Origin of the sequence: Chamaesiphon sp. VAR_48_metabat_135_sub (assembly GCF_031418915.1) — a bacterium.
Classification (GTDB): domain Bacteria; phylum Cyanobacteriota; class Cyanobacteriia; order Cyanobacteriales; family Chamaesiphonaceae; genus Chamaesiphon.
This window is the reverse complement of sequence record NZ_JANOJV010000293.1, coordinates 1-10,286: the sequence shown is the minus strand read 5'-3', so window position 1 is coordinate 10,286 and position 10,286 is coordinate 1. Positions and strand designations below refer to the sequence as shown.

General features: G+C 44.6%; 12 protein-coding genes and 2 pseudogenes. 9 read left to right on the top strand and 5 right to left on the bottom strand.

The features are described from left to right. The first annotated feature begins 367 nt into the window (after nt 1–367). The 9 genes and pseudogenes from RMO55_RS20420 to RMO55_RS20380 all read left to right on the top strand — a co-directional run bounded on the left by RMO55_RS20420 (nt 368) and on the right by RMO55_RS20380 (nt 5,722). Entirely contained in the window at nt 368–790 is a 423-nt protein-coding gene (locus RMO55_RS20420; RefSeq protein WP_310429752.1) for a hypothetical protein, read from the top strand. A 161-nt stretch (nt 791–951) separates the two neighbouring features. Next, a complete protein-coding gene (locus RMO55_RS20415) occupies nt 952–1,167 on the top strand; it encodes a hypothetical protein (RefSeq protein ID WP_310429750.1) in 216 nt (71 codons plus the stop codon). A gap of 35 nt (nt 1,168–1,202) precedes the next feature. After that, nucleotides 1,203–1,712 (top strand): DUF3122 domain-containing protein, encoded by a 510-nt coding sequence (locus RMO55_RS20410; RefSeq protein ID WP_310429748.1) that lies wholly within the window; start codon nt 1,203–1,205, stop codon nt 1,710–1,712. Nucleotides 1,713–1,738: 26 nt separating this feature from the next. Next, nucleotides 1,739–2,242, top strand: a complete 504-nt coding sequence (locus tag RMO55_RS20405) for a hypothetical protein (protein ID WP_310429745.1) — start codon at nt 1,739–1,741, stop codon at nt 2,240–2,242. Between the two features lie 4 nt (nt 2,243–2,246). Beyond that, nucleotides 2,247–2,870 (top strand): hypothetical protein, encoded by a 624-nt coding sequence (locus tag RMO55_RS20400; RefSeq protein ID WP_310429743.1) that lies wholly within the window; start codon nt 2,247–2,249, stop codon nt 2,868–2,870. 91 nt (nt 2,871–2,961) lie between these two features. Continuing rightward, nucleotides 2,962–3,810, top strand: coding sequence for a DUF6920 family protein (locus tag RMO55_RS20395; protein ID WP_310429741.1), 849 nt, complete (start codon nt 2,962–2,964; stop codon nt 3,808–3,810). A 107-nt stretch (nt 3,811–3,917) separates the two neighbouring features. Then, a complete protein-coding gene (locus tag RMO55_RS20390) occupies nt 3,918–4,283 on the top strand; it encodes a hypothetical protein (RefSeq protein ID WP_310429739.1) in 366 nt (121 codons plus the stop codon). A 24-nt stretch (nt 4,284–4,307) separates the two neighbouring features. Continuing rightward, the gene (locus tag RMO55_RS20385) at nt 4,308–5,294 is read left to right on the top strand and encodes a 2-hydroxyacid dehydrogenase (protein ID WP_310429737.1); all 987 of its coding nucleotides are present in this window, start codon (nt 4,308–4,310) and stop codon (nt 5,292–5,294) included. A 19-nt stretch (nt 5,295–5,313) separates the two neighbouring features. After that, a pseudogene (locus tag RMO55_RS20380) lies at nt 5,314–5,722 on the top strand (glyceraldehyde 3-phosphate dehydrogenase NAD-binding domain-containing protein). Between the two features lie 12 nt (nt 5,723–5,734). Here RMO55_RS20380 and RMO55_RS20375 read toward each other — a convergent pair. The 5 genes and pseudogenes from RMO55_RS20375 to RMO55_RS20355 all read right to left on the bottom strand — a co-directional run. After that, entirely contained in the window at nt 5,735–5,917 is a 183-nt protein-coding gene (locus RMO55_RS20375) for a hypothetical protein (protein ID WP_310429736.1), read from the bottom strand. 659 nt (nt 5,918–6,576) lie between these two features. Then, nucleotides 6,577–8,739, bottom strand: coding sequence for a type I DNA topoisomerase (gene topA / locus RMO55_RS20370; protein ID WP_310429734.1), 2,163 nt, complete (start codon nt 8,737–8,739; stop codon nt 6,577–6,579). 56 nt (nt 8,740–8,795) lie between these two features. Next, nucleotides 8,796–9,533 (bottom strand): zeta toxin family protein, encoded by a 738-nt coding sequence (locus tag RMO55_RS20365; protein WP_310429732.1) that lies wholly within the window; start codon nt 9,531–9,533, stop codon nt 8,796–8,798. Further along, a complete protein-coding gene (locus RMO55_RS20360) occupies nt 9,530–9,751 on the bottom strand; it encodes a hypothetical protein (RefSeq protein ID WP_310429730.1) in 222 nt (73 codons plus the stop codon). Before RMO55_RS20360 ends, RMO55_RS20365 begins: the two co-directional genes overlap by 4 nt. A gap of 54 nt (nt 9,752–9,805) precedes the next feature. After that, a pseudogene (locus RMO55_RS20355) lies at nt 9,806–10,286 on the bottom strand (hypothetical protein); the annotation flags it as partial.

Here is a 10,286-nt window from a genome sequence, read left to right as displayed (position 1 = left end):
AGTGATGATGCAGAACTAGCAAGTGCAAAATCGATTAAAGCATTGCAATCAGAAATTACTGGATTGCGAACCGATATTCAAACATTAATCAGCCAAGATCTCGATTCTGCAAAGCAGACGCTACGCGATCGATGACTGAATTATATTTTGTATAGTGAAATCTGCTTTTTCACCTCTCTCAATATGAGGAGATTATGGCTCTAAATTAGAAGTTAAAATCTACATTTTGATAGTTCCATAGATTTTGAATTTTTAATACACTTATGGGTGCGAGCCGTAGCAAGAACTGCTGCCAATAATTAAAGCTTTTTTAGAATTGTAGACGAGGGATATATTCCCTTTTACCATAATAGTAAGGAAATAGTCAATGAGTACTAAAGTAGGAATATGGATCGACCATCGGAAGGCGATCTTGGTAGCTATTACCGAGCAAGGAGAAAAGATTGAGGAGATAGTATCGGGGGTTGAAAAACAGCTTCAGCGGGCTGGCGACCGACCACTTGAGGGTAATTATGAATCAGTTCAAGTACCTGCTGACGACCGCCGTCAAAGAGATTTTACGAAACATCTGAATATTTACTATGCTGCGGTCATTGCAGCTATTCGAGATGCTGAGTCTATTCTCATTTTTGGGCCAGGTGAAGCAAAGGGTGAACTAAAAGAACAACTTGAAAAAAATCACCTGGGTGGACATATTGTCGATATCGAAACAGTTGACAAGATGACGAATCCTCAGATCGCTGCAAAGGTTCGAGCGTATTTTGCCAAGGAACATTCACCAACAAATTAGATGACGATCGCGTTTGCGGCACTGGATCTCAATTCGCGATCGCTCAGACATTATTTATGAACAAGATAATTCTTATCTCATTGGTATATACGGGGGTTTTAGTAACGATGCCTTTTGAGGCAAATGCACTGAATTCACAACCAGTTAGCCAGAACTTGCTTGTGAAAACAAATTTGCAAGTAGCCCAACGTCCCACTTACCAACGTGGCTATACGGTTCATTACCGCAGTCCCCGCGACCGGAAATGGACTTTAGCAGGTTTTTATGCCGAGCGTCCTGATGCCGAACGCGCTGCTCGTAGATTGCAGCGGAGTGGTTTTAGAACCCAAATCAGGTCGCGTGCCGCAGCCGAACGTCGCCGGACGGGAAATCGCTAATCGTAGAGTTAAACCAATTGATAATCTACTCGAACATGTCTAAAATTCGCCCAATCCTCTGGCTAATAGCTGCTTCAATTTGCATTTTGTTGGTGATTTTCAATCCCTTAACCGCCTTTGCTGCTGTAACCCAAATTGAAGAAGCTCCAGGACAGATGCTCTATCAGTCCCGCCAAAACCTGCGCGATCGCACCGGAAAATCTTGGCAGGTAGTCGCCTTCAAGCGCGTCCGTCCCGACGGTAGTGCGATGGTTTCCTTGCGGCTGGTAGGCTTTCTGGGTGCAGTGGAATTAGACCACGATCGATCGCTAACCCTGACAACATCAATGGGACAAACTCTCACTGCAAAAGATGTGACTAACGAAATTTCTCAGGGCGCAACTACTTTAGCAAACGTTGGCGAATATGATATTCAATCTATTCTGCCACAGTTGCATTCTGAAATTCCGCTGGAGCTAACTTTACCGATGCTCACTGGTGGAGCCACTGAGTTGCAAATCCCCTCTATAGCGATTCAAGAGTGGCAAACAGTTGCAGCTCGTTAAATGAATGATGATGGAGAGAAACAATCGTGAAAATTACGAAAACTGACATCATTAAAAATGGTATTTGGCTAACATTTCCACCTCTGATCTTTAGTCTGAGCCTGATGACCTTTCTCCCCAATGCATTGACACCAGTCCAATTCGATCGAGGTATCCCAGATATATTACTAAATATCGAAAGCATCGGGCGAATTTTGGTATTTGCAATGCCCGCATTTTTTTCCATTGGCATATCAACCACCACTCAAAAACGAGGGTCAGCTTTGTATTTGGCTGGGGTAGCACTTTACTATCTGTCCTACGGAACTCAGCATTTTTTCCCGAATAGCGATTGGAGTACCAGTACGATCGGTTTTGCAGCTTCAGCTTACACGAATATATTTTGGACGATTGGACTAGGCTTACTCGGTGAGAAATTCTACTTCACAGAACGTTTACGTTATCGTCCGATTTTTTATATTGTGCCAGCAGTTGTGTTTGTTATCGCTCACAGCATACACGCAGTTATCTATCATCAACGGAGTTTTTAATGAAATGGAACTATTCATTTTTGTTACTATTTTCGTGATTTTCTATCTAAAAATCTTGCGCCCCTGGCAACTTCGCTGGGGAGCCACAGATGATGAATTCAAATGCTCTATGTCTGGTGATGATATTGTCCAAAAGCCTAATTTCGTTGCCACAAGAGCAGTCTCGATAAAAGCCCCACCCACTGAAGTATGGAAATGGATCGTCCAAATCGGCTCTGGCAGAGCAGGTTTTTATAGTATCGATATTATCGATAATGCCAACGTGCCGAGTTCGAGAGACATCATCCCAAAATATCAAAGAATCGAACAAGATTACTTTATTCCATTTACGCCTAATCAAAAGAATGGAATGTGGGTAAAAGATTATCGAAAACCTGAGTATATCATATGGTGGGATAGAAAAGGAAATGCGACATGGGGCTGGTTCTTGCAGCAAACCGAAGCTGGTAATACCAGGTTAATAACTAGATTAAGAACAAAATACGATTTCAGCTTTCCGTGGATTATTTATTATATTTTCTATGATTTTGGAGACATTATTATGATGAAAAAATGTATGTTGGGCATCAAAGAAAGAGCAGAGAAAATTAGATTATCCTCGTTGGCGGTAGCAGACCGTTTACCCTAGCCATGGTTTGTGAGCACTGCCCACTCCATATTTCTATACCTGTATCGTCACACTCTATCGAATCCTAAATTAACAACGCTAGGTCAGTATTGTGCTTATAAAATCGATTGTAATTATCACCGGATCAGTCATTATTTTGTTTGGAATAGCGAGTCTTTATGGTAAATATCAGTGGCAGTTAGAGACCGATCGATTGCGCGATCGGTTAACCAATGGGAAGCAAACTATTAATCCCAAAACCTATGATTTAAAAGAGCTTGAAGGCTTGCCAGATCCGGTGCAGCGATTCTTTCGGGTTGTATTGAAGGAGGGACAACCGATCGTGGCGGCGGTCAATCTTTCTCAGCAGGGAATATTCAATATGAGTGAGACGGCAGCGAAGTGGAGTCCGTTTACTGCCACTCAACTTGTGACGACTCAACGTCCGGGATTTGATTGGGATGCGCGGATTCAGATGGCTCCAGGCGTGAGTGCCTTTGTTCATGATGCCTATGTGTTAGGAGCAGGCAGCTTACACGCATCATTACTCGGTCTTTTCACCGTTGCCGATGTACGGGGGACTCCACAAGCCGCCCAAGGTGAGCTGCTGCGATTTTTTGCCGAGATGCCTTGGTATCCGACTGCGCTATTACCCAGTCAGGGTGTGCGCTGGGAAGCCATTGACGATACCTCTGCCCGCGCTACATTGACCGATGCTCCAACAACGGTTTCCCTCCTGTTTCGGTTTAATGCTCAAGGAACGATCGAAACCATGCGGGCTGAAGCGCGTTATCGCGACAAGCTGACTGCAATGCCTTGGAGCGGCAGGTTTTGGAACTATTCAGTGTGTAACGAGATGCTGATTCCTTTAGAAGGCGAGGTGGGATGGGAGTATCCAGACGGCATTCGGCTCTATTACAAAGGAAAAGTTACAGAGATTAACTATGAATTTGTAACGTAAATAATGGAGTAAATATCAAACCTTGTATCCATCGATCTATTAATGAAATGCGATCGGATTAGAAACTAGGGCAAAAATTAATTCATATAGGAGATCTAATATGAGAATTGCAATTAGCAGCTTACAACCATTTATTCCTCGTCTATGTTGTGTTGATGTCGGCTAGTTTATTTGGGCTAATTCTGACGCTGATGTCTTTTGATTTGGCGACGTTGACAGCCCACTTTTCTGCTCACTTGCCGCACCGAAATATTGGGATTTACGAAATTGTGTCTGGGATAGTGTTGGTGTTAATCTGGCCCGTTTTGAGCATTATCCCCGCACTAATTGAGGGTAAAGCACCGCCGGAAGTGTGGAGCTATAGCACTGTAATTACCTATGCGATCGATATGGGGATTCTTGCTCCTGTGCTGATTGCCACTGGCGTAATGCTACTGCACCGTAAACCTTTGGGCTACTTGCTTTCATCGTGATTATTTTAACTACCAATCCAAACTATGAAAGTTGCTATTTTTAGTACCAAGTCATACGATCGCCAATTTTTTACAGCCGCTAATTCACAACATCAACATCAATTAATATTTCTAGAAGCCCGACTCGATCGGCACACCGCCATCCTTGCTCAAGATGCCACCGCTGTTTGTATCTTTGTCAATGATGAAGTCGATAAAGACACCCTAAAAGCTCTCGCTAGCCACAATGTTAGCCTAATTGCTTTGCGCTGTGCTGGATACAACAATGTCGATGTCCAAGCCGCCAAAAATCTGGGCATCAAATTAGTGCGCGTCCCCGCCTATTCCCCCTATGCCGTCGCTGAACATACCGTGGGATTAATCCTGACACTCAATCGCAAATTACATCGAGCCTATAACCGCGTCCGCGAAGGCAATTTTTCACTCGAAGGACTGCTGGGTTTCGATTTACATGGACGGACGATCGGAATTATTGGGACGGGCAAAATTGGCACAGTCACCGCTCAAATTATGACGGGGTTTGGTTGCAAAGTTATCGCCTACGATCCCTACCGCAATCCCGACTGCGAGGCGATTGGAGTCGAATACATGGAGCTAGCCCAATTGTTTTCCCAGTCAGATATTATTACGCTCCACTGTCCATTAACTCCAGAAAATTATCACTTAATTAATAAGGAATCGATCGCCCAAATGAAGCCTCATGTGATGCTAATCAACACCAGTCGGGGCGCATTAATCGATACAGATGCCATTATTACTGCACTCAAATCATCCCAAATTGGCGGATTAGGGTTAGATGTCTACGAACAAGAATCAGCACTATTCTTTGAAGATCGATCCGATCGAATTCTCCAAGATGATACTTTTGCCCGCCTGATGACTTTCCCTAACGTAATAATTACCGGACATCAGGCATTTTTCACTGAAGATGCGATGCAGGCGATCGCTGAAGTGACATTAGCAAATATCACGCAAATTGAACGAGAACAGACCTGTCAAAACGAAATTTAGATTCAGGAATTAACTACAAATGACACTCAAAATCGGTATTAATGGCTTCGGGCGGATCGGACGGCTAGTGGCGCGGATTGCCATGAGTCATCCCGAATTAGAACTAGTCGGTGTGAATGACCTAGTTCCCGCCGATAACCTTGCCTACCTATTCAAATACGACTCCACCCACGGCACATATCCAGACACCGTTGCAGCCCAGCCTGACGGCATCTTGATCGACAATCGCATTGGGCTATACCGAGGATAAAGTTGTGTCGATGGATTTTCGCATCGATCCTCGTTCCAGTATCTTTGATGCCACAGCAGGGATTGGTTTAAATGCCAATTTTTTCAAAGTGGTGGCTTGGTACGATAATGAGTGGACGTATGCCTGTCGGGTTATCGATCTGATGCTGTTTATGGCAAGAAAAGACGGACTGATTTGAATCGATTCGATATCAATCATTTAGAATCTTTTTTCCGATCGATTCTCCAGCAGCATCCAGCTCGTACAAGATCGGTACACCCGTTGCTAGCTCTAGTGCTGTCACTTTATCTGGACTCAACCCGTCAAGCATCATGATAATCGATCGCAACGAGTTACCATGTGCGGCAATTAAGACGTTATCACCTTCTAGCAATCGATCACAGTACCTAATAACTTTAGAATTCCCGACAATTTAATAACCCAAATTAAACTACTTTATGAATAATGCCAGCCGCAATGCCAATTCTGTAGATTCATCCAATGCACTTATCGATATCGCTCAGAAAATTGTGACCGCAAATTTGGCGAAAGGGGCAAAGACCATGTTTTGATCTGCAAAGGTGCAGTTGAAGAAGTCCTCAAAGTCTGCACTCAACTCAAAGTTGATGATAAGATTTTGCCGAAAGCCAAGACAGTTTGAGCCGCACTACTTGCTCGACTTAAAATCACTTGGAAGCAAATTATCAATGGCGTTACCGCCACTCACAGCCCGCCACTGGTCTTGGCGGCATTTTGACAACTGGGCGGGTGACCCGATTGGTGACAAGTTAAGGTTTTCGATCGAATGTCAACACCCATATGTAGCGTGGTTGTCGGTTTGATCCCACCATACATCAAAAATCTCGATCGATAGTGCTAATGTATTTGATCGCTGAATGTCCTATGAAACGGTCGATGCTTAAATGTTAAGCGATGCAAGGCATGATGCTGGGTAGAGCTACAGAATTTCAACAGATTATCGCCATCTTATCTGAACTAGAAGCTGTGATTAACAATCCATAATTTTACCCAAGAAAGACGATCGGAAAGCCATCAATTTGCTTTTGAGGCATCCGTACCCAGATTACCTAGTTTCGGACTCCACCACTGCTGTTCATTCCCTCGAAAATAGGCGACATCCTTGTGTTTGGGCTTGGTTCTAGCTGCTGCATCCGAACATCGCAACATTGACTTGGCTCGGCCATCCTTCGTGTAATTGTATTCTTCCAGCGGCTTCTGGCAAACTGGACAAGGATGTTCGGTAAGTTTCGCTGGTGATGACTGTTCGGTTTTAGGTTGGGGGAGCTGCCATTCATTAGATCGATCCGACCAAAACATCACCAAACCTTTGCCCTCATTATCTTTACATCCATCTTCACACTTGAGAAAATAGCCCTTTTTTACCTTCTTGGTAGGTACTTTGGACATTGGTTTGCTGCAAGTCGGACATTTCGATCGCGATTTCTCCAGATCCCTACCCTGGAAAGAGCTAGTATCCTGTTCTGGCAGATTCTTGATAGCTTTACTCAATGCTGGTACGAAATAACTTTGATTCCACCCAATTAGATAACTCTGCCATTCTTTCTGACCCTTTGAGATGGCATCGAGTTGAGTTTCCATCTGAGCGGTGAATTCCGATTGAATCAATTCTGGCAACGCTTGGATCAGGAAGTCGTCTACTTGCAGCCCCACAGTCGTCGGTTGTACTTTGCTCTTCACCAGCTCGACATAATTACGTTGTTTTAGGGTAGCAATAGTCGGCGCGTAAGTGGAAGGACGACCGATCCCGCGCCGTTCCATCAGTTGGACGAGTTTTGGCTCGGAGTAGCGTGGCGGTGGTTGAGTCTGTTTCTGCTCGTGGCTGACATTAGCTGCGGTGAGTGGTTGTTTGGGCTGCAAACTGGGTAGGACAGCATCACCGCTAATATCCTTCCAATATTTGGCGTAGCCAGCAAATTCGAGCATTTGTCCTCTGGCTTGCCACTGGATCTCGGCAGATTGAGTAACGATCGTGGTTTTGCGAATTTGGGCGGGTTTGCACTGAGAGGCGATCGATCTCATCCAAATCATCACATACAGCGCGAATTCATCCTCTGAGAGCTGCTGTTTGAGTTCGCTTGATGCTTTTGTTAGATCTGTCGGTCTGACCGCTTCATGGGCTTCCTGAGCGTCTTTGGAACTGCGCTGTTTGGCGACTTTGTTTGGTACATTATCTTTATCGTGAGCAAGTAGCCATTCTCGTGCGGCTTTACAAAAATCCTGACTGAGTTCGACTGAATCAGTCCGCATGTAAGTAATTAATCCCGCTTCATAAAGCTTCTGGGCGACTGACATTGTATGTTCTGGAGAGAACTTTAACCGCGAACCTGCGGCTTGTTGCAGCGATGAGGTGATGAATGGGGCGGGTGGCTTTTTGGGACTGAGTTTACCTTCAATTGTCTGGACTTGATGGGGGTGAGATTTGCCGATCTCCACCAATCTCTCGGCTTCAGCTTGAGTCAATACGCGAGTCGATTCGGCAACTTTTTCTGTCGTACCAGCATCGTCGCTAGTTTCTTCATCTGCTACTGGCGAAACAGCTTGGGTAGTGCCGTTGTAGAAGGCGCGGAAACCTTCGGCATAGTCTACAAATACCGACCAATAATCCTGGGGCTTGAAGGCTTGAATTTCTCGCTCTCGTTGGCAGACTAAGTGGAGGGTGGCTGATTGCACCCGCCCGACGCTTTTCGCTCCGTTATTGAGTCGCCAGATTAGCGGCGATCCTTTATATCCCACCAATTTATCCAGACAATCGCGACACCTACCTGCTTCTACCAGAGCCATGTCTAGGGAGCGTGGACTAGCGATCGCTTTCTTGACAGCAGACTCGGTAATCTCCTGATAGACAACGCGCTGGGGCTGTTTAAGCTTTAATACTTGAGCTATATGCCAGCCAATTACCTCACCTTCCCGATCTGGATCTGAGGCGATGAATACTCGATCTGCTTGTTTGGCTGCGGCGATTAGTCCGGCGATTGTTTGTTTCGCTCTGTCGTCGCGGGGAATGTAGCGACAATCGATTGTCTCTGTACCCAATTCAAACCCTAATGAACCATCCCCATCGTTAGCGAGTTGGCGAATATGCCCAATTGAAGCTTTCACATCCCAATCAGAACCGAGGATGCTTTTGAGCTTTTTAATTTTGCCAGCAGATTCAACAATGAGCAGATTTCGCATAAATTAGATTATCATTTTTCACTGCTTTGTCAGTTATGCGCTAGACGAACTTTTCTCTATATTTCTGAGAATTTATCCCACACGGCGATTTTAAACCAGGCAGGCATTCGATCTGTCTTCATTTCTAAAAACTCCCCATCAGTAATTTCTGCCGTCCAGATCTGTTGATGAGTAGAGTTGTCAAAAATATAAGCACGATTGGTATGCCGAATCGCATCCACCAACAAATCTAACGAGCGAGTATACCGCGCAACAATTTTATCCTCTGGTACGGGATGTCCGCCCAGACTGACTCGTCGCTGTACCCGCAGAATATTAATGATTGGGTCTTCTGTGGCTACATAATAGAGATAAGTACGATAGCCTCGCCGTTGAGCTTTCTGCAAAAATGCTATCTTGTCAGGTGATGACATTACTGTTTCAAACGTAAAAGAAGTTCCAGTTTCTAGTAACTTATGCCGAATGAAATCAGCAGCTACAGAAGCAAAATAGGAATTTACGATAACGTTGTGAAAACTGAGTTTGTCATCGTTAAAGCTGAGGTATTCTGCCTCTTCTAGTAAATCGGCTTTTGCTAAAAGTGTTGAATTCTGAAAGAAGGCTAGTATTTCTGCTGCTGTAGTGCGAACGCCAAAAGCTTGGAGATCGAGAAAGTCACCATTGCGAATGTCTTTCTCAATCTCATCAGGATTGATGTAAATGCCAAGTAATTCTGAGCGAATTACTGATTTAATCGTACTTTTACCAGAACCGTTCGGCCCTGCAAACATCCGCAAGCGGGGTAGATCGTTCATAATAATTTCCGTCTCGCCCCAATTGCCACACTTGTAGGTGGCTCGATCGTTTTCACCACTTTACTAGAACCATCAGGGAACCGTTCGTAGATAATCCCATTTTCACTCTCTAGGACGCTATTTCCAGCCGCTAGGGACTGCCAATAAGCTTGAGTTACCGCAGATTCTGCTAGTTCGGGAATGTGTTCTTCTAGATAGTCAATTACTCGATCGTGCATTGAAGTTTATGCCTACAATAAATTTGGTATTTCCAGTGAGTATTTGTTCGTAACTCAAACACGAATCGATCTAAATCGCTTCATTAATGCTGGACGACTACTATAGTCCGACTTGAGTTGCTCGAAACGTTGGCTAAATTCAGGCAATCGTCCCTGCTGTTCTGCCAAATCGCGCAAATCTTTGAGTAAAGCAGTTGCCTCATCATAAGGTTGAGATTGTTTAACTTCAATCAACTTTACCACCCGTTCCCAGGTTTGGGCTTCCTTCGGTGCTAGTGCTGCTAATGCTTGAGTCCGCTTTTTTCTGACCGCATTTTGTTCTCGCTCTTGACGCTGCTCTTTCACTGTATTAGCGATCTCTTGCAATTCCGATAAACGTCGATATCCCACTGTCGATTGAGGCGTAGATTCACCCTTCCTAGCCAATTCTTTCAACCGATTAATTAATTGCAGATCGACATGTGGCTCGCGTCGCACCAATTTGAGTAGGAATTTTTGACGTTCGGCTGCCGAAAGCTCAGACAACCAATTTTCC

Excerpts from the sequence above, each read along its gene's own strand:
- RMO55_RS20420 (WP_310429752.1), top strand. The coding sequence starts at position 368 with ATGAGTACTAAAGTAGGAATATGGATCGACCATCGGAAGGCGATCTTG.
- RMO55_RS20410 (WP_310429748.1), top strand. The coding sequence starts at position 1,203 with ATGTCTAAAATTCGCCCAATCCTCTGGCTAATAGCTGCTTCAATTTGC.
- RMO55_RS20400 (WP_310429743.1), top strand. The coding sequence starts at position 2,247 with ATGGAACTATTCATTTTTGTTACTATTTTCGTGATTTTCTATCTAAAA.
- RMO55_RS20385 (WP_310429737.1), top strand. The coding sequence starts at position 4,308 with ATGAAAGTTGCTATTTTTAGTACCAAGTCATACGATCGCCAATTTTTT.
- topA (WP_310429734.1), bottom strand. The coding sequence starts at position 8,739 with ATGCGAAATCTGCTCATTGTTGAATCTGCTGGCAAAATTAAAAAGCTC.
- RMO55_RS20365 (WP_310429732.1), bottom strand. The coding sequence starts at position 9,533 with ATGAACGATCTACCCCGCTTGCGGATGTTTGCAGGGCCGAACGGTTCT.
- RMO55_RS20360 (WP_310429730.1), bottom strand. The coding sequence starts at position 9,751 with ATGCACGATCGAGTAATTGACTATCTAGAAGAACACATTCCCGAACTA.